Source organism: Rhodobacter sp. JA431 (genome assembly GCF_900217725.1).
GTDB classification, from domain to species: Bacteria; Pseudomonadota; Alphaproteobacteria; order Rhodobacterales; family Rhodobacteraceae; genus Rhodobacter; species Rhodobacter aestuarii.
In genome coordinates, this window is the sequence record NZ_OBMP01000003.1 from 409,530 (window position 1) to 427,912 (window position 18,383).

15 protein-coding genes and 1 pseudogene are annotated in these 18,383 nt (G+C 62.2%); 11 read left to right on the forward strand and 5 right to left on the reverse strand.

The genetic code is table 11. The features are described 5' to 3' along the window. Positions 1-78: 78 nt before the first annotated feature. From CRO18_RS08815 to CRO18_RS08830, 4 genes are all read left to right on the forward strand, one after another. A complete protein-coding gene (locus CRO18_RS08815; RefSeq protein ID WP_097081846.1) occupies positions 79-729 on the forward strand; it encodes an ABC transporter ATP-binding protein in 651 nt (216 codons plus the stop codon). Further along, the gene (locus tag CRO18_RS08820) at positions 726-3,125 is read left to right on the forward strand and encodes an FtsX-like permease family protein (protein WP_097081847.1); all 2,400 of its coding nucleotides are present in this window, start codon (positions 726-728) and stop codon (positions 3,123-3,125) included. The genes CRO18_RS08815 and CRO18_RS08820 overlap by 4 nt, the downstream gene beginning before the upstream one ends. Then, entirely contained in the window at positions 3,115-4,164 is a 1,050-nt protein-coding gene (locus tag CRO18_RS08825) for a lipocalin-like domain-containing protein (protein WP_097081848.1), read from the forward strand. The genes CRO18_RS08820 and CRO18_RS08825 overlap by 11 nt, the downstream gene beginning before the upstream one ends. Positions 4,165-4,308: 144 nt before the next feature. Next, entirely contained in the window at positions 4,309-4,704 is a 396-nt protein-coding gene (locus CRO18_RS08830) for a hypothetical protein (protein WP_097081849.1), read from the forward strand. 24 nt (positions 4,705-4,728) lie between these two features. On the opposite strand, the gene CRO18_RS08835 is transcribed toward CRO18_RS08830, so the two are convergent. The 5 genes and pseudogenes from CRO18_RS08835 to CRO18_RS08860 form a co-directional block, all read right to left on the reverse strand. Then, positions 4,729-5,454, reverse strand: a complete 726-nt coding sequence (locus CRO18_RS08835; RefSeq protein WP_097081850.1) for an NAD(P)-binding domain-containing protein — start codon at positions 5,452-5,454, stop codon at positions 4,729-4,731. Positions 5,455-5,479: 25 nt separating this feature from the next. Continuing rightward, a pseudogene (locus CRO18_RS08840) lies at positions 5,480-7,559 on the reverse strand (TRAP transporter permease). An 84-nt stretch (positions 7,560-7,643) separates the two neighbouring features. Next, positions 7,644-8,648, reverse strand: coding sequence for a TAXI family TRAP transporter solute-binding subunit (locus tag CRO18_RS08845; protein WP_097081851.1), 1,005 nt, complete (start codon positions 8,646-8,648; stop codon positions 7,644-7,646). A 217-nt stretch (positions 8,649-8,865) separates the two neighbouring features. After that, entirely contained in the window at positions 8,866-10,431 is a 1,566-nt protein-coding gene (gene lsrK / locus CRO18_RS08855; protein WP_076485532.1) for an autoinducer-2 kinase, read from the reverse strand. After that, positions 10,431-11,387 (reverse strand): sugar-binding transcriptional regulator, encoded by a 957-nt coding sequence (locus CRO18_RS08860; RefSeq protein WP_097081853.1) that lies wholly within the window; start codon positions 11,385-11,387, stop codon positions 10,431-10,433. The genes lsrK and CRO18_RS08860 overlap by 1 nt, the downstream gene beginning before the upstream one ends. Positions 11,388-11,651: 264 nt before the next feature. Between CRO18_RS08860 and CRO18_RS08865 the strand changes: the two genes are divergently transcribed. The 7 genes from CRO18_RS08865 (at position 11,652) to lsrF (ending at position 18,348) form a co-directional block, all read left to right on the forward strand. Then, a complete protein-coding gene (locus tag CRO18_RS08865) occupies positions 11,652-11,969 on the forward strand; it encodes an antibiotic biosynthesis monooxygenase (protein ID WP_076485530.1) in 318 nt (105 codons plus the stop codon). A 5-nt stretch (positions 11,970-11,974) separates the two neighbouring features. Then, positions 11,975-12,697, forward strand: a complete 723-nt coding sequence (locus CRO18_RS08870) for a ribulose phosphate epimerase (RefSeq protein ID WP_097081854.1) — start codon at positions 11,975-11,977, stop codon at positions 12,695-12,697. After that, positions 12,690-14,186, forward strand: coding sequence for a sugar ABC transporter ATP-binding protein (locus CRO18_RS08875; protein ID WP_076485528.1), 1,497 nt, complete (start codon positions 12,690-12,692; stop codon positions 14,184-14,186). Before CRO18_RS08870 ends, CRO18_RS08875 begins: the two co-directional genes overlap by 8 nt. Beyond that, complete coding sequence (locus CRO18_RS08880) at positions 14,183-15,214, forward strand: ATPase (RefSeq protein ID WP_097081855.1); 1,032 nt, start codon at positions 14,183-14,185, stop codon at positions 15,212-15,214. Before CRO18_RS08875 ends, CRO18_RS08880 begins: the two co-directional genes overlap by 4 nt. Then, positions 15,211-16,260 (forward strand): autoinducer 2 import system permease LsrD, encoded by a 1,050-nt coding sequence (locus CRO18_RS08885; RefSeq protein WP_097081856.1) that lies wholly within the window; start codon positions 15,211-15,213, stop codon positions 16,258-16,260. The genes CRO18_RS08880 and CRO18_RS08885 overlap by 4 nt, the downstream gene beginning before the upstream one ends. 75 nt (positions 16,261-16,335) lie before the next feature. Next, positions 16,336-17,370 carry an autoinducer 2 ABC transporter substrate-binding protein LsrB gene (gene lsrB / locus CRO18_RS08890; RefSeq protein WP_097081857.1) on the forward strand — a complete coding sequence of 345 codons (1,035 nt, stop codon included), beginning with the start codon at positions 16,336-16,338 and terminating at the stop codon, positions 17,368-17,370. A 99-nt stretch (positions 17,371-17,469) separates the two neighbouring features. Next, positions 17,470-18,348, forward strand: a complete 879-nt coding sequence (lsrF, locus tag CRO18_RS08895) for a 3-hydroxy-5-phosphonooxypentane-2,4-dione thiolase (protein WP_097080916.1) — start codon at positions 17,470-17,472, stop codon at positions 18,346-18,348. Positions 18,349-18,383 lie beyond the last annotated feature (35 nt).

Below are 18,383 nucleotides of genomic sequence, written 5' to 3' on the forward strand. Positions count from 1 at the left end.
GTTAACAGCGTGCAAACTGCGCAAGGCGGGCCTTTTCCTTGTGGCACGGGGACATATCTTGAAGGCGCAGGAGGGATCATGCTGGTTGAACTTAGTGATGTGGTAAAGCGCTACCCCGGGGCCGAGGCTGCGGTGCTGCGAGGCGTGTCGGTGCAAGTGCAGCCCGGTGAGATGCTGGCCCTCACGGGCGAGTCTGGCTCTGGCAAAAGCACGCTTTTGCATTTGGCGGGCGGGCTGGATGTGGCCGATGCCGGGCGCGTTTTGGTGGCTGGGCAAGATCTGACCGGGTTGACGGATGCCGGGCGCGCGGCTTTGCGGCGCACCACGGTGGGGGTGATCTTTCAGCAGTTCAACCTGATCCCCTCGCTTGATGTGGCCGATAACATTGCCTTTCAGGCGCGCTTGGCGGGGCGGCATGACCCGGCGCGGGCGGCGGGCCTGGCGGAGCGTTTGGGCTTGGCGGCGCAGTTGCGCAAATATCCAGAACAGCTTTCGGGCGGGCAGCAGCAGCGCGTGGCGATTGCCCGCACGCTTGCCGCCGCGCCGCGATTGGTGCTGGCCGATGAGCCGACGGGCAATTTGGATGAAGCCACGGCGGATGCTGTGTTCGACCTTTTGTGTGATCTGGTGCGCGAAACCGGGGCAGGGTTGGTCTTGGTCACCCATTCGGAACGGCTTGCCGCGCGCCTGCCGCGTAGGCTGCATCTGCAGGCTGGGGTGGTGCGGTGACCCGCGCGATCTGGGCGGCTTTGTTGGGGCATTGGCGGCGCAATCCGCTGCAATTGATCACGCTGCTCGCTGGTTTGGCGCTTGGCACGGCGCTTTGGTCCGGCGTGCAAGCGATCAATGCCGAGGCGCGGGCGAGTTATGCGGCGGCTGCCGCCACGTTGGGGGAGGGGCAATTTGCAAGTCTTGCTCCGTCTCAGGGCGGGAGCATTGCGCAATCCACCTATATCGCCTTGCGCCGCGCGGGTTGGCTGGTCTCTCCGGTGATCGAGGGGCGCTTGCGGCACGGCGCACAGACGGTGCGGATCGTCGGGATCGAGCCGCTGAGCGCCCCTTCGGGCATTATCCCCATGCCCCATGGCGTGGCCCCCGATCCTTTGGCCTTCATGTCTGGCGCGGGCCAAGTTTTTGGGCGGGCTGAGGCTTTGGCGGCCTTGCCTGAGACCGTGACCGCACAGCGTGTCGCGGTGCCCGAAATCGCTCCCAACACCGTGCTGACCGATATTGGGCTGGCGCAAAGGCTTTTGAACCGCGCGGGCGAAGTGGATCGGCTGCTCGTCTCACCCGATCAGCCGCTGACCCGACGCCCGCTTGCCGAGGTGGCGCCGGGGCTGAGCGAGGTCGCCCCGCAGGCCGAGGCCGATATGGCGCGGCTCACCGATAGTTTTCACCTCAACCTCACCGCCTTTGGACTTTTGTCCTTCGCGGTGGGGCTTTTTATCGTGCATGGGGCAATTGGGCTCGCTTTTGAGCAGCGCCGGGCCATGGTGCGCACGCTGCGCGCGCTCGGTGTGCCGCTCACGCGATTGATTGGCTTGATGGCGGCGGAACTGGCACTGCTGGCGATTGTGGCGGGCGCTTTGGGCGTGGCTTTGGGCTATGCGGTGGCGGCGGCGCTTTTGCCCGATGTGGCGGCCAGCCTGCGCGGCCTTTATGGGGCCGAGGTCTCGGGCAGCCTGTCTTTGCGGCCCGCGTGGTGGCTTTCGGGGCTCGCGATTGCTTTGGGCGGCACCGCCTTGGCGGGGGGCGGCGCGCTGATCTCGCTGGCGCGTATGCCGCTTTTGGCGAGCGCACAGCCGCAAGCCCGCGCCTTGGCGCGGCGCGACCCGTGGTTGGCCGCGCTTGCTGTGGCGCTTTTGCTGCTTGCGGGCAGTTTGGTGCTGTGGGGCCATGGCTTGCGCGCGGGCTTTGTCATGCTCGGCGCGCTTTTGTTGGGCGGCGCGCTGGCCCTGCCGCCGCTTCTGGGTTTGGTCCTGCGGCTTGCCCAATCCCGTGCGCAAGGCCCGGTGGCACAATGGTTTTGGGCCGATAGCCGCGCGCAATTGCCCGGCCTCTCGCTCGCGCTGATGGCGCTTTTGTTGGCGATGGCGGCGAATGTGGGCGTGTCCACCATGGTTTCGTCGTTCCGGCTGACCTTCACCGCTTTTCTGGACCAACGCTTGGCGGCAGAGCTTTATGTGACCGCCGCGACGCCCGAACAGGCAAGCGCGATTGAAGCACTTGGCCCTCCGGTGCGGGCAGTGTTGCCGTTGATGAGTGTGGAGACCCAAATTAACGGCCAGTCCGCCACGCTTCACGGGCTGCGCGATGATTCAACCTACCGGGACAATTGGCAGTTTTTGCGCGCCGTGCCGCAGGTTTGGCAGGCTTTCGCGCAAGGCAAAGGGGTGCTGATCAACGAACAGCTTTACCGCCGCGCGGGGCTGAGTTTGGGCGACACCATCCCCATCGCGCCGGGGCTGCGCCTACCCGTCTTGGGGATTTACGGCGATTACGGCAATCCGGTCGGGCAAGTGAGCCTTTCGGAGCCGCTTTTCCGCGCCGCCTTTCCCGATGTTGCGCCGCGCCGTTTTGGCCTGCGGGTGCCGCCCGATCAGCTGCCATCGGTGCGTAGGCATTTGGTGGAGGAACGGGGCATTGCACCAGATGCGATGATTGACCAATCGGGCCTGAAGGCGCTCTCGCTCACGGTGTTTGAACGCACCTTTGCCGTTACTGCGGCTCTCAATGTGCTGACGCTGGCGGTCGCGGGGTTTGCAATGCTGATGAGCTTGCTCACGCTGGCCGCGATGCGCTTGCCACAACTCGCCCCGGTTTGGGCGTTGGGGCTGACGCGGCGCTCTTTGGCGGGGCTCGATTTGCTCCGCGCTTTGGTGTTGGCCGCGCTCACGGGCGTTTTGGCGCTGCCCTTGGGGCTGGCGCTGGCATGGGCGCTTTTGGCGGTGGTCAATGTCGAAGCCTTTGGCTGGCGCTTGCCGATGTATCTCTTTCCTGCCGATTACGCGCGGCTCACGCTGCTTGCCTTGGCGGCTGCGGGCTTGGCCGCGCTTTGGCCCGCGTGGCAGCTTTCGCGGATGGCGCCTGCGCGGCTTTTGGGGGTGTTTCGCAATGAACGCTAAGGCTTTGATCGTTGCGCTTTTCCTGCCTTTCCCCGCCGTCGCGCAGGGGTTTGCCGGGCTTGGGGCTGAGGCCGATGGCTTTGCCTACCCGCAGCCGGGTGTGGCCTTGACCTTCCCGCAAGATCATGGCGCGCATCCCGATTACCGTATCGAGTGGTGGTATCTCACGGCGAATATGACGGGCCCCGATGGTACATCCTACGGCCTGCAATGGACGCTTTTCCGCTCCGCCCTCGCGCCCGAGCCAGCAGAAGATCAACGCGAAGGCTGGCAGAGCCCGCAGCTTTGGATGGGGCATGCGGCGGTTACCACGCCCTCCGCGCATTACGTAGCCGAACGGCTGGCGCGTGGCGGCATTGGGCAAGCGGGGGTGAACGCGGCCCCATTCGAAGCGTGGATTGATGATTGGCAAATGGCGGGGCCGGATCTGGATGATCTGCAGCTCACGGCTTCGGGTGACGACTTCGCTTATGATGTCAGGCTGACGGCCCAAGGCCCGCTTGTCGAACATGGGCAGGGGGGCTATTCGGTCAAATCCGGCGCGGGGCAGGCGAGTTATTATTATTCCCAGCCGTTTTATGCGCTGACGGGGGAATTGACCTTGCCGGAAGGGCGCGTGCCCGTCACCGGCACGGCTTGGCTGGACCGAGAATGGTCCTCGCAACCGCTTGCCGCAGATCAAAGCGGGTGGGATTGGTTCTCGCTCAGTTTCAAAGATGGTGCGCGGCTGATGGGTTTCGTGTTGCGCGGGGCTCAGGATTTCACCGCCGCCACATGGATTGCCCCGGACGGCACGCCCACAGCTTTCGAAGATGGCGCGTTTCAGGCCACGGCGCTGAAACTGCGCCGCGTGGCAGGGCGAGAACTGCCAGTTTCATGGAAGATCACCCTGCCTGAAAAGGGCGTTGCCGTCACTGTGCAAGCCTTAAACCCACAGGCTTGGATGGAGGTCTCGGTGCCGTATTGGGAGGGGCCGGTGACGGTCTCGGGCAGCCATGAAGGTGTGGGCTATTTGGAAATGACGGGTTACGGGAATTAGGCGCGTTTGGGCCTGCGTCTTCGCGACGCGGGACGTTTCTCCGGGCCTTGCGCTAAGCTTCTGGCGTTGCCTTGCCCTGTTGGGCTGGGGCGGTATCTCCGGCACTATCCCAACCCATGCACGCCCGCGCCAATGGAGGCTAGGATGACCGAACTCCCCGTCTTGTCTGAAGATCGCAAATGGTGGGTGATTGAGAGCCTGCGCAGCAAAACCGGCAGCGGCGAGAAGTTTCGCGCGTTTCACGCGGCGATTGGGCAAAGCTCGAAAGAGGCGCTCGCCCATGTGCAAAAGGCCGATCTGGCGCAGGAAAGCGCTTTGATGGAGCAAGCGATCAAAGCGGGCCAGATCGAAGATGAATGGGCATGGGAGCCGCCCAGTTGCCTGATTTCGCGCATGCAAGTGGTGTCTGTGCGCAGCGAAGAAGAGATCGCCGCGCTCGACCCGGATTTGCTGAGCATGCTGAAAGGGCACGCATTCTTTATGGAGGACTTCGAAGCCGATCCAGCCACCGCGATTGGCGGCGGGATTTATCCGGCTTAAGCGGAGGCCTTTTCGACGAATTGGCTAGCGGGTCAGCGCCTCAAACCCCTCATGCAGGGCTTTCACCATGCCCGCGCGTTCCATATGCTGGCGCAGGCCTTGGTTATAGCCGCCCTCGGTATTGAGCGAGGCAAGCAGCTCCGCCGCCGGGCCTGCGGCAAGGCTTGAAGACACCAGCATCCGCAAGAAGGCCTCGCCTCGCGCGGGGTCTTGCAAATGGGGAGCGAGCCAGTTTGCGGCTTCGGCCACGAGTTGCGTGGCAGGCGAAAGCACCGCTTGCGCGGCAAGGTAGGCGCCAAGCTCGGCCCGGTCGCGCAGGGCAAAGACGGTGTTGCGTGCGCCCAAAAGCGTTTCCACCAGCGCCGTTTCCCCCAGCACCATGATCGGCGTGCCGCCTGCGGGCAGGCTGGGGTAGGGCAGCATCACGGTTTTGACAGAGGCCGGGGCAACCAAAGTGGCCACCTGATCGAGCGGCACATCGGCCATGAGCGAGATCACCTGTTGCCCCTCGCGGAAGGTGAGCGCGCCAAGGGCGGCCTCGGCATGTTCGGGCAAGAGGCCGATCAAGATCAGATCGGCGGCTTCCACCACCTGCGCATTGGCGGCAACGGTGACATTGGCAAATTCTGCTGCCAGCGCCGCCGAATAGGCCCGCCCACGTTCCGAGACCGTAATCTCATGCCCCTCGGGCGCAAGCGCGCGCACCACGGCGCTGGCAATGCTGCCCGTTCCAATCACCCCAATGCGCATGTGATCCCTCTCTCGGTTCGTTTCGTTAGGCGGTGGCCGCGTTCGGCCCGCGTGGCCATTTTTGGCGGACGATGATCGGCGCGACCAGCGCAAGCCCCACCGCCGTGGCCCCAAGGTTGGGGGCGACCAGCAAGAAGGCGGCAATCACCAAAACGATCCGCTCAAACCAGTAAAGCGGCGCGAAAAGCCAGTTGGAGACTGCCGAGGCGAGCACCCAAATGCCCAAGACCGCGCCAGAGAAGGCGAGCGCGAAAGCCTGCCATGTAAAGCCATCGGTCACGATCAAAAGTGCCGGTTGGAAGGCAAAGACAAAGGGCACCAGCGCCTTGCCCATGCTGAGCCGGAACGCGGTATTGCCCGCCTTAAACGCATTGGCGCCCGCAATGCCCGCGCCCGCATAGGCTGCCATTGCCACCGGTGGTGTCACATCGGCCAAAACCCCGTAGTAGAAGACGAAGTAATGCGCCACCATCTGCTGCACGCCCAGCATGCCCAAGATCGGTGCGGCCACGGCCACCATGATGATGTAGTTCGCGGTCGTCGGGATGCCGCAGCCCATCAAGATGCAGACAACGGCGGTGAGGATCAGCGTGAAAAGCAGCGTCAGCCCTGCCACCGTCATCACTTCAAAGGGCAGGAAGGCCAGCGTGTCATGCAGCGATACCGCCCAGCCCTGCGCGATGGAGGTGACCATATAGGCGATTTTGAAGCCCACGCCAGTGAGCGTCACAACGCCAATCACCACGCCCACCAAAGCCGCGGCAGCGGTAACCGAAAGCGATTGCTTGGCGCCCAGAATAAAGCCTTCAATCACACCATCCAGCGTGCCGCGCAGGCCCTCAAGCAGGCCCGATTTCATCACCTGCTGGATCGCCAGCACGATGATCGACGACGAGATCGACCAGAAAGCGGCGGCAAAGGGCGTGCGGCCGGAGAGCAGCACCGCGACCAGAACCGCGAGCGGCAGCACCGAGAGCCAGCCCTTTTTCAGCACTTTCCACGCATTGGGCAGTTCTGCCGCCGACAGACCGCGCAGGCCCAGACGGCGCGCTTCAAGGTGCACCTGCACCAGCACGCCAAAGAAGTGCATGAAGGCGGGCACAAGGGCGGCGGTCAAAATCGTGGTGAGCGGCACGCCCAGATATTCGATCATCAAAAACGCCACCGCGCCCATCACCGGGGGGGGTGATTTGCCCGCCGGTGGAGGCCGCCGCTTCAACAGCGGCCGCGAAATGGCGCGGGTAGCCGATGCGGATCATCGCCGGAATGGTCAGCGCGCCGGTGGTCACGGTATTGGCAATCGAGGAGCCCGAGATCGAGCCCAAAAGCGCCGAAGAGAGCACCGACACTTTGGCCGGGCCCCCGGCGTAGCGCCCCGCAAGCGCCGAGGCGATGTCGATGAAAAGTTGCCCCAGCCCGATGCGCGTGGCCATCACGCCAAACAGCACGAAGTGGAAGACATAGGTGGCAATCACCCCCAGCGCCGTGCCGTAAATCCCCTGCGAGGTCAGATAAAGGTGGTTGACGATGTTGGACCAGCTTGCGCCCGGATGCACCAAAATCCCCGGCATGGATTTGCCGAAATAGGCGTAAGCGATAAAGAGAATCGCAATCACCGGCAGCGGCCAGCCCATCGAACGGCGCACGGCCTCCAGCAACACGCCGATCAGCACCGTGCCCATGATGATGTCGATCGGCAGCGGGTTGCCCACGCGGAAGGCCAGGTCGCTATAAATCCACGGCACGTAAAGTGCGGCCACCAACCCCGCGAGGCCCAAGAGCCAATCGCTTAACGGTAGCCCCCAAGGAGCGAACACGCTGGGCCGCAGGTGTTTGCGGCCAAAGGCGGCAAAACTGAGGAAAACCAACAAGATGGTGACGCCAAGGTGGAAACCCCGGTGCACCGTCGCCTGCGGAATGCCAAAACCTGCCGTGTAGTAGTGATAGCACGATAGCAAAAACAAAATGGCGGCAGAGGCCACCATCAAGGGGCGCGCTAAAACGCGAAACCGCAATTCAGGGTCGAATTTTTCCTCGATCGCCTTCAGTTCCTCGGCGCTCAGATGACGGATCTCTTCGCTTTCGCTGTTGCGGTTTTCGGCCATGGGCGCGCTCCTTCGCATTGGGCGAGGGGGGCGCGATGGTCTTCGCGCCCCCCTGAAGGTCATAGGGTCAAGGTTTGGGGCAGCTTATTGCAGCAGGCCCGCTTCCTTGTAGAATTTTTCTGCGCCCGGATGCAGCGGGATGCCGATGCCGTCAAGCGCGGTTTCGGCGGTGATCATTTTGCCTTTGGCATGGCCCGCATCCAGTTGTTTGCGGGTATTGGCGTTCCAAAGGGCTTTGGTGATCTCATAGATCAGCTCTTCGGGTTGATCGGCGCTGGTCACCCATTGTGCGCCCACCGATAGGGTCGCGACGTCATCGGGGTTGCCTTCATAGGTGCCGCCCGGAACGGTGTCGGGCGCGAAGAATTTGTAGTCTGCGCAGATCGAGGGGGCCTCGTCGCACGAGATCGGCACCAGTTTCACGTCATGTTGGCTGGCAAGCTCGGCAATCGCGCCAGCCGGGTAGCCGCCCACAAAGAAGAACGCATCCATCGCGCCATCGCGCATCCGGTCGGCGGCTTGGTCGGGCTTGAGGAATTCTTCTTCGATGTCATCTTCGCTCAGGCCATAGCCCGCGAGGATGATTTTCGCGTCCACCAGCGTGCCCGAGCCGGGTTCATCCAGCGACACGCGCTTGCCCGCAAGGTCCGCCACGCTCGAAATGCCGGAATCGGCGCTGGCCACAAGGTGGATGCTTTCGGGGTAGAGGTTGGCAATGGCGCGCAGTTTGTCGACCGCCGGTTTGCCTTCCCAGATGCCGGTGCCGGTATAGGCCCAGGTGGCAACGTCGGATTGCGAGAAGCCGGATTCGAGCGAGCCGCCCGCGATGGCGTTGATGTTGGCGACCGAGCCGTTGGCCGAAAGCGCCGAGGCGATCAGGCCGGGCACGCCGCACGAGCCGCCTTCATCGCAAGGCCGCGAGCCGGGCGGGTTGGAGATCGCATTCGCCAGCAGGCCGCCGATCGGGTAGTAGGTGCCCGCGGTGCCGCCGGTGCCGATGCGGAAGAAGGACATGTCTTGGGCTTGCGCGACCGGGGCGGCGAGGCCAGCGGCCAGCACAAGGCCAGCAAAGAGCTTGGTATGTTTCATTGGCAGATCCTTCCTGCTGTTTTTTAGATGGCGGATGCTACCGCTATCTGCGGCAAAACCGCAACCCGTGAAAAGCGGCTGAAAGGGCCCTCTGGGCCGAACAATCTCCGAAAAATTTGCGTTTTGACGCAAGCTTCTAGCGCGAAGGGCCGCAAGAAGAAGGGCCCCGTCCCGATCTGGGGCAGGGCCGTCTTGTTCTTGGGGGCGCTGGCTGGAATCAGCTGCCCGGCGCGCGCCACATCGAGGTGGTGAGCCCTGCATCCACCAGCGCTTTTTGCGCGGCGTAGGCCTGCTGCCAGCGTTCGCGCGCCTCGTCATAAAGCGCGCGGTTCGCGGCATTGGGGGTCAGCGTGCGATCCCAGCGCACAAAGGCGCGGCCCGCTTCGGCGATGTTGGAAAACTGGCCCACACCCGTTGCTGCAGCGGCGGCCCCCCCCAAAGCGGTGGCTTCGCGCACTTGCGGAATATGGATCTCGCGCCCGGTCACATCGGCCAGAATTTGCGGCCACAGCACGCCTTTCGCCGCGCCGCCCGCCAAAATCAGTGGCCCGGTGCCGCCCACGCCCGCGAACGCCTCCACCCGCGCAAGGTTCACCGCAGCGACAATGGCGGCATTTTCCTGAATCGCCCGGAAGATCGAGCCTTTATTGGCGACGGCGGGGTCAATCGACAGGTTCAAAAGCGAGGGCGCGGCGTGATACCAATTGCCGAAATCCATCGCATCGGAAAAGACCGGGATGATGCCATTGGCGCCGGGCGGCACCTGCATCGCCAATTCTTCCATCAGCGCATAGGCATCGCGGCCCGTTTCAGCGGCGATGCGCATTTCTTCTTGGCAAAAGGCGTCGCGGAACCAGCGCGCGGTGAGGCCCACGAAAAAGCTGATCGCCTCGGCTTGGTTCATATCGGGGAGCGCCGCGGCGTTGACCCGAAGGCGCATCGTGTCATCGACCTTGCCTTTGGGGATGTTCACCACCTGCTGCCAGAAGGTGCCGCCCAAAACGGCGGCAGAGCCAAGCTCCACCACGCCAAGCCCGATGGAGCCAAGCTGCACATCGCCACCGCCCGCAACCACCGGGGTGCCCTCGGCCAGCCCTGTATCGGTGGCAGCCGCGCCCGTGACATGGCCCACAATGGTGCCGGGTTCGACGATGCGCGGGAAGATCGCGCGATCCAGCCCCGCTTTTGCAATCAGCTCATCGGACCATTGCCGGGTGGCGAGGTCCAACAGCCCATTGGTGGAGCCATTCGTCGGTTCCACCGTGATCTCATCTGTCAGCCGTTTCGCGATCCAGTCATTGACCATGGAAATCGCGCGGACTTGCGCAAAGATTTCGGGCGCGTGTTTGCGCACCCAATTGAGCCGGGGCAGGGCGCCCAAAGCAAAAGCCTCGCCCGAGACATCATAAAACTCGCGCTCAAAAGTGTCTGACCGCGCACGCAATTCCGCCACTTCGGCGCTGGCGCGGCTGTCCACATTGGCGCAGGCCCAAATTTCTTGGCCCTTGCCATCATAAAGCACAATCGCTTCGCGCATGGAGGTGGAACTAATCGCGGCAATATCGCTGCCTTTCAGCCCGCAGCTTTCCAGCGCGCCTTTGATACAGCGGCGCAGCAAGGCCCAGCCGCCCTCGATATCAAAGGCCATCGAGCCGGGAACACCCTCTTCGGGCAAATGCCGCCACTCTTCCTGTGCCACGCCAACTTGGCGCCCTTCACGATCAAAAATCACAGCGCGTCCGGAGCCGGTGCCGGCATCCAGAACTAGCAGGTGAGTGGACATCATTTCCTCCGCAACAATTCCCTTGCTGTTGGTTCGTCGGTCACCAGAATATTGGCGAGCCTTCCGCGCAACAGACCAAGGATAGCTTCCACTTTCTCCGGCCCCGCCGCCGCGCCGATCACCGAAGGGATCTGGCGCAGGTCATCGGGCGTGACGGCCACAACATGGCGGTGCACATCAAGGTCGAGAATCTGCCCGTCACGGTCGTAGAAATAGCCCAGCACATCGCCCACCGCGCCGCGCCGAGTGAAAAGTTCGATCTCGGCACCGGTGCAATAGCCATAGCGCACCAAGGTCGCCGAACGCGCGACCGACCCCACGCCGATCAGCGCGGTTTTGGCGGTCAGCGCCATATCAAGAACATTGCGCACATAGGGTTCAAGCCGCAGCATCTCGGCCAATTCGGTCGAAGAAACGCGCAGCGGCGTGGGGATCAGATGCGCAAAGCCCTGCGGGCCATAAAGCCCGGTATTGCCGATGTAGGCCGAGACGCCGCCCGTCAGGCTAACGAGCGAGATGTTATTTTGCGGAAAGACCGGCGCCATATAGCGCAAGGTGGTCGAAACCGCTTCGCCCCAGCCAATTGCCAGCAGATCATTGGGGCAAAGCCCTTGTGTGAGCAGGCTTGCCGCCGCGCGACCGATGCGCGGGCCCGCCGCCAAGCCCTCTGCTTGCGGCACGACACGCGCCTGCGTTAGCCCAAAAGCGCTGACAAGTTCCTCTTGCAGGCCAAGGCTGCCCTCATGCGGGGAGTTGATGCGCAATTCGATCAACCCGGCCTGTCGCCCCTTTTCCAAAAGGCGCGAGACCTTGATGCGCGAAACCCCCACCAGATCGGCGATCTGATTTTGGGTCAGCCCATCATTATAATAGTGCCAAGCGGCGCGACTGATCTGCTCGACCTCCTCGGCATCGAGCAAAAAGCCGTTGTCTTGTGGCGTAGAGACCTGGCTCATGGCTGCCTCCTCCTGGCGCACAAGGGATCATTTGATCGTCATTCTGTCAACCGCGAAGCATGGCCCGATGTGCGAATGTGCAATAATTTCCCTTATTTTGCAGGTGCAGAAAGAAATGTTAGCGCTTTTCGCTGCTTGACAGGTTTGTTCAAAAGGTTTTCCATGGAACAAATGATCGGCAAACGAGTCCCGGGCCGCAGGCCTGCCGCCGATCTTCCGGGGAGCCGGAACTTAGGAGGAGGGGCTCGCATAAGGAGGAGTGCGATGTTCGTTCAACTTGTCCACATTCGGGTGAAACCGGGCTGTGTAGAGCGGTTTCTCGAAGTGTTTCGTGTCAATTTTGAAGGCACCCGCGCCGAACCCGGCAACTATCGGTTCGACGTGCTGCAAGACCCCGAGGACGATCATCACTTCGTCATCTATGAGGGCTTCGTGAATGAAGCTGCGGTCGATGAGCACCGCAAAACCGCCCATTACGCCGAAGTGGTGAAGGGCCTCGCCGAGATTCAAATCGGCGGACGCGAAAAACAATTCTTCCGCATGGTCATGCCCGATCACGCTGCGGCGCTGGCCGGGGAGTAAGTCCCATGGATAGCGTTGAGCGCGCTGCGCTACAGGCCCGTGCCAAAGGCATCGGGGTCGGGATCTTTGCTGCGCCTGCCATGGCGATCGGCGCGGCGCTTGAGGCGCTTCAATCTGCCGAAGTGCTGCATTTCGACATTATGGATGGGGTCTGGGTGCCGCAATTCACCGGTGGGCCGGGCTTTGTCTCTGCGCTGCGGGGGCAAGGGTTCTTGGATGTCCATCTGATGGTGGCGGAACCGGAAAACCAGATTGATGCTTTTGCCGCAGCGGGCGCCGATTTGATCACCGTTCATGCCGAAGCGCTGAATGCGGCCGGGGCACTGGCTGCAATCCGGGCGGCAAGCGCCTGTTTGGAGAGGCCGATCCTTGCGGGGCTGGGCGTGATGCCCGGCACATCGCTCGAAAGCTTGGCGCCGCTTTTGGCGCAAAAGCCTGATGTGATCTTGGTGCTGGCGATTGATCCGCGCGATGGTGCGCCGGCGGATGTGCCCGCCGCGGCCGAGCGGTTGGCGCAATTGCGCGCGCTTTGCGCCGATTTCGCCCCCGTGATGGCGATTGATGGCGGCATCACCGCCGACAGCATCAAAGACGCCTGTGCCACCGGGGCTGATCTGGTGGTTTCGGGTTCTGCGATTTTCAAAGCTGCCGATCCTTCGGCCATGCTGGCGCAGCTTGAAGCGGTGCGCCAAGCCGGACAAGCGGCAGCGGAGCAAGCCAATGACTGACACAACTCCCCCACTTGTGGCGCTGCGTGGCATCTGGAAGGTGTTTGAAAGCGTCACCGTTTTGCGCGGGATCGACTTTGAAATCGCCCCCGGTCAGGTGCATGCGCTTTTGGGCGGCAATGGCTCGGGCAAATCCACCATCGTCAAAATCATCTCGGGCGCTTACACGCCGACCGCTGGGACGGTTGAGGTGAATGGCACGCCGGTGGCGCTGAAAAAGCCCTCCGATGCGCATGAAAAAGGCATCTATATGGTGCCGCAAGAGCCGCATATCTTTCCCAATCTTACGGTTTTGGAAAACCTGACCATGGGGCTGGCGGGCGACCGGGCGGAGAACGCGCGCCGGGCCGAAAAAGCCGCGCAAGAAATTGGGCTCGAGGCGGATTTTTCCGCCCCCGGTGGCGAGCTTTCAATCGCCAACCAGCAATTGGTCGAGATCGTCCGGGGCTTGTTGCGCAACGCCCATGTGCTGATTTTGGATGAACCTACCTCGTCGCTCACGCGGCGCGAAGTGGCGAGCCTTGCGGCGCAGATCAAACATCTGACCGCGCAGGGGATCGGCATCCTGTTCATCTCGCACCGTCTGAATGAAGTGCTCGATTTCTCGGATCGCGTCAGCGTTCTGCGTGATGGGCATTTCGTGCTCTCGCGTCCGGCCTCAGAACTGACCGCCGAGCAATTGGTCGAGGCGATGCTGCCCGAAGATTTCACGCCCCATGATGCCGATGCCCGCAAATGCTACCGCATCGAAGGCGCGCATCCGGTGCTGCAAGTGCGGCATCTGTCGGGCCAAGCCTTCCGCGATGTCAACTTTGACGTCTATCCCGGTGAGGTTGTGGGGATTTCGGGCGTGGTCGGCTCTGGCCGCACCGAATTTGCCGAGGCGATCTTTGGCATTGATACCGAAGCCACGGGCGAGGTGGTGATTGCGGGCAAACCCGCCCCCGAACGCTCGCCGCAGATCTGCCAAGAGATGGGTCTGTCTTACGTGCCAGAAGATCGGCACGCGCATGGCATCTTTTTGGCACTGCCCTCGGCGCAGACCATTTCCTCTGGTGTGATGTCGATGCCCGAAGGCCGCTTTATGTCGAGCGCGGAAGAACGCAACCTTGCGACCCGTTTTATCGATAAGCTGCGCATCAAGCTCTCGTCGCCGATGCAATCGGCCAAAACGCTTTCGGGCGGCAACCAGCAAAAGATCGTGCTGGCCAAAACCCTCGCGCCGGAACCGCGCGTGGTGATTTTGGATGAACCCACCCGCGGGATCGACGCGCGCGCGCGCCAAGACGTTTACCGCATCATTCGTGACCTCACCGCCGATGGCGTGGGGGTGGTCGTGATTTCCTCGGAAGTGGGGGAAATCTCGGAGGTGAGCGACCGGGTGCTGATTATGAAACGCGGGCGGCTGGTTGAATTGGCCGCCGGTGTCACGGGGGTCGAGCAAATCTCGGCTGCCACCTTCGATGCGACCGGAGGCGCAGGGGCATGATGAAAATTCTCAAAAGCCGTGAGCTTCTGGTTCTGTTTTTGCTGGTGGCGATGATCTTAGCCGTCGCCACGCAAAACAAAGCGGTGCTCTATCCGTTCACGCTGATCAATATCGTGAACTCTTCGCTGTTCCTGATGCTGATCGCTGTGGGGCAGATGTTTGTGGTGCAAACACGGGGTATTGACGTTTCGGTTGGCGCGATTGCGGGCCTGTCTGCCGTGATCTTTGGTTTTGCGTTAAATGCCGGAATGCCGTTGCCACTGGCGATGATCTGCGCACTTATCACCGGGGCTTTGGCGGGCGCGGTGAACGCTGTGGGCGTGGTCTTTATTGGTATTCCGCCGATCATCATGACGCTTGGGACTTTAGGGGCTTATCGCGGCTTCATGCGGGTGCTGACGGGTGGCAGCTGGATTGAATCGATCCCGCAAAACATCAAAAGTTTCGCCGTCACCCGTTACATGAGCATTCCGCTGATGGTTTGGGCCGTGGCGGTGCTGGTGATCGTGGTGGCCGTCCTGTTGTGGCGTATCCGCGCCGCGCGCAACTTCTATGCCGTGGGCGATAATGCCGATGGCGCTTACCTGCTGGGCATCAATGTGAAGGCCACGCGCTTTGCCGCCTTCACGCTTTCGGGCCTTTTCGCGGGGGCTGCGGCGATCGTCTTTGTCGGCCAAATTGGCTTTGTGCCAATGCAGACCGGCAACGGCCAAGAGCTGAAAGCCATCGCGGCTGTGGTTTTGGGCGGTGTCAGCCTGATGGGCGGCACGGGGTCCATTTGGTCCGCCGTCATTGGCGCGCTGTTCCTTACTGCGGTCGATAGCATGATGATCTTCCTGCATGTGCCGGGAAGCTGGAACAATGCCGTCGCAGGTGCCGTGCTTCTGGGCATCGTGGTCTTTGACTACCTGATCCGCCGCACCGTGCATAACCGCCAACTGGCTGCCCGCGCTGCCGAAATGCGCCGCGCAGAGGCCGACCAAGACCGCTCCACCAACACCACCGAAACGCGGGAGATGGCATCGTGAAAGCTTCTGTCTTTAAAAGCTGGGAATTCATGCTGGCGGCTGTGCTGGTGGTGGAACTGATCGTGCTTGGCCTGATCAACCCGGCCTTCCTCAATATCGAAAACCTGCTCTTTTCCACCTCGGACTTTGTCCATGTGATCATCGCGGCCGTGGGGTTGACGCTGGTCATCATGACCGGGGGGATGGATATTTCGGGCGTGTCGATCATGGGGCTTGCCTCGATCGTGCTGGGGCTATCTTTCGTGGCGGGCGTGCCGATCGGCGCTTGCGCGGTGCTGGCGCTTGCCGTTGGTGTGGGGGCTGGTGCCTTCAACGGCACGGTGATCGCAAAGACCGACGTGAACCCGCTCGTCATCACGCTCGCGATGCTCTTCTTCTATGCGGGTGTCGCCTCTGGCCTGCCCACGCTTCTCGACATGATGGGCTTTGCGGTTGCCGGGGCCGGGGGCTTTGAGGCTTACCAATACGAGGGCATCTCGGGCCTGCCGAAAAGCTTCACTTGGATTGGCACAGGGGCTTTGGGCTGGGTGCCGGTGCCGCTGATCATCACCGTGGTGATTGCGGCGGGGGCGACGTATCTCATGCATCGCACGCGCTTTGGCCGCTTTCTCAAGCTGATCGGGGTTAGTGCCGATGTGGCGCGCTTCACCGGCGTTCCGGTCACGCGCACGCTTGTCACCGTCTATGCGCTCAATGGCTTTGCGGCGGCTGTCGCGGGGCTGGTGCTGACGGCTTACTTCACCTCGGCGCGCTCTGACCTTGGGGCCGAGGCACTTTTGAACATCATCACCGCCGTGGTTCTGGGCGGCTCGTCAATCTACGGCGGGCAGGGCTCGGTGCTGGGCACCTTCCTTGCGGGGCTGGTGCTGGGCTTCCTGCGGCAAGGTTTGCTGGCACTCGGCATCAGCTCCGATGTGGTGCCGGTGATCGTCGGCGCGCTTCTGATCGGATCGGTCGCGCTGAAGATCGGCATGGGTGTGCTGGGCACCCGCCGCGCCAACCGCTTGGCCTATGAGACCGAGCGCGCGGCGGTCGCGAATGGCTAACGCCCGTGGTGGGCGTGGCTAAAGAGGCCGGGGCGCGCGGCGCCTCGGTGGGAAGAACTAAGTGGAGGAACTACCATGACTTTCGGACGTATCGTGACGGGGCTTGCGATTGCATCGCTCACCACGGCGCTCACCACTTTCGCGGCCAGCGCTGACGGTGCACGCGTCGCTTTCATTCCGAAACTGACCGGTGTCGGCTTCTTCGAAAGCGGTGGTAAAGGTGCGCTTGCGATGGGCGAACAGCTTGGGATCGACGTGAAATACGACGGGCCGAGCGAAGCCTCTGTCTCGGGCCAGGTCGAGTTTATCAACAACTTCGTCAACCAAGGCTACAACGCGATCGCGATTTCCTCGCTCTCGCCCGAAGGCCTGTGTGAATCGCTCAAACGCGCGATGGACAAGGGCGTCAAGGTTCTGACCTGGGACAGCGACGTGAACCCGGAATGCCGCAGCTATTACATTGACCAAGGCACGCCCGCGCAATTGGGGGCACTCTTGGTGCAGATGACGGCCGATCAAATGGATGATCCGACCGCGCCGAAGAAAGTGGCTTTCCACTATTCCTCGCCGACCGTGACCGACCAAAACCAATGGGCCGAAGAAGCCAAGGCGCTGATCGCGAAAGAATATCCGAGCTGGGAAATCGTCGCGACCGAGTTCTCGAACCAAGATGCGCAAAAAGCCGTGCAGGTGCCGACCGCGCTTTATCAGACCTATCCTGATCTTGACGCGATCATCTGCCCCGATGCGAACGCCCTTCCGGGCTCGGCGCAAGCGGCTGAAAACCTTGGTCTTGCGGGCAAAATCATCGTCACCGGCTTCTCGACGCCGAACACGATGCGCCAATATGTGAAATCGGGCACGGTTGCGCAGTTCGGTCTGTGGGACGTGGTCACGCAGGGCAAACTCTCGGTCTATATCGCCGACCAACTCGCCAATGGGGCGACGTGGCAAGTGGGCGACACGATCGACGTTCCCGGCATCGGCACCGTCGAAGTGAGCCCGAATGCCGTGCAAGGCTATGATTATGAAGCCGAAGGCAGCGGCGTGATCTTGCTGCCCGAACGCACCGTCTTCACCGCTGAAAACATCGACAACTACGATTTCTAAGCGAAAGACACGCGCGCGCGCCCTTTTTGAAGGGCGCGCGTACTCAAGAAGGCCGGTGCTTTGGCGCCGGCGACAACGCGCCAGCGAAAGGAACCCCTCATGGCCGATCTCGACGACATCAAGGAAGGCAAGGATTTCGGGCTCGACCAGCCTGCCGACCTGCAAGGCTTCTACCTGAAAGGGGCCGCGCATTACGATTGGGGGATGAAGAACCGCCTGAGCCGCATCTTCAACCCGAAAACTGGCCGCACGGTGATGCTGGCCTTTGACCACGGCTATTTCCAAGGCCCGGCGACGGGGCTGGAGCGGATGGACCTCAACATTCTGCCGCTGGCGGATTACGCCGATGTGCTGATGTGCACCCGCGGCGCGTTGCGCTCGACCATTCCGCCGACCAACACCAAGCCGGTGGCGCTGCGCTGCTCGGGCGGCAACTCGATCTTGACCGAGCTGTCGAACGAGACGGTTGCGGTGGAAATCGAAGATGCGATCCGCCTTGGTGCCTGCGCGATGGCCGCGCAGGTCTATATCGGCTCGGAATACGAGCATAAATCGATCACCAATGTGCTCAAACTCATCGACACCGGCACCCGTTACGGCATCCCGACGCTAGCGGTGACGGGCGTGGGCAAAGATATGGCGCGCGATGCCCGCTACTTTGGCCTCGCCACCCGGATCGCGGCGGAATTGGGCGCGCATTATGTGAAGACCTACTTCGTCGAAGAAGGGTTCGAGAAGGTCGCCGCTGGCTGCCCGGTGCCGCTGGTGATCGCAGGCGGCAAGAAGCTGCCGGAACTCGAAGCGCTTGATATGGCGTATAAAGCCATCGACCAAGGCGCGGCGGGCGTTGATATGGGGCGCAACATTTTCCAATCGGACGCGCCGATTGCGATGATCCAAGCGGTCAACAAAGTGGTGCATGAAAACTTCACCGCCAAGGAAGCCTATCAACTCTTCCTCGATCTGAAAAACGCCTGAGGGAAAACCTCACGGAACTGGTCCACTCCAGCTCC

Excerpts from the sequence above, each read along its gene's own strand:
- lsrF (WP_097080916.1), top strand. The coding sequence starts at position 17,470 with ATGGCCGATCTCGACGACATCAAGGAAGGCAAGGATTTCGGGCTCGAC.
- CRO18_RS08830 (WP_097081849.1), top strand. The coding sequence starts at position 4,309 with ATGACCGAACTCCCCGTCTTGTCTGAAGATCGCAAATGGTGGGTGATT.
- CRO18_RS08865 (WP_076485530.1), top strand. The coding sequence starts at position 11,652 with ATGTTCGTTCAACTTGTCCACATTCGGGTGAAACCGGGCTGTGTAGAG.
- CRO18_RS08860 (WP_097081853.1), bottom strand. The coding sequence starts at position 11,387 with ATGAGCCAGGTCTCTACGCCACAAGACAACGGCTTTTTGCTCGATGCC.
- lsrK (WP_076485532.1), bottom strand. The coding sequence starts at position 10,431 with ATGTCCACTCACCTGCTAGTTCTGGATGCCGGCACCGGCTCCGGACGC.
- CRO18_RS08835 (WP_097081850.1), bottom strand. The coding sequence starts at position 5,454 with ATGCGCATTGGGGTGATTGGAACGGGCAGCATTGCCAGCGCCGTGGTG.
- CRO18_RS08875 (WP_076485528.1), top strand. The coding sequence starts at position 12,690 with ATGACTGACACAACTCCCCCACTTGTGGCGCTGCGTGGCATCTGGAAG.
- CRO18_RS08825 (WP_097081848.1), top strand. The coding sequence starts at position 3,115 with ATGAACGCTAAGGCTTTGATCGTTGCGCTTTTCCTGCCTTTCCCCGCC.
- CRO18_RS08845 (WP_097081851.1), bottom strand. The coding sequence starts at position 8,648 with ATGAAACATACCAAGCTCTTTGCTGGCCTTGTGCTGGCCGCTGGCCTC.
- CRO18_RS08815 (WP_097081846.1), top strand. The coding sequence starts at position 79 with ATGCTGGTTGAACTTAGTGATGTGGTAAAGCGCTACCCCGGGGCCGAG.
- CRO18_RS08870 (WP_097081854.1), top strand. The coding sequence starts at position 11,975 with ATGGATAGCGTTGAGCGCGCTGCGCTACAGGCCCGTGCCAAAGGCATC.
- lsrB (WP_097081857.1), top strand. The coding sequence starts at position 16,336 with ATGACTTTCGGACGTATCGTGACGGGGCTTGCGATTGCATCGCTCACC.
- CRO18_RS08880 (WP_097081855.1), top strand. The coding sequence starts at position 14,183 with ATGATGAAAATTCTCAAAAGCCGTGAGCTTCTGGTTCTGTTTTTGCTG.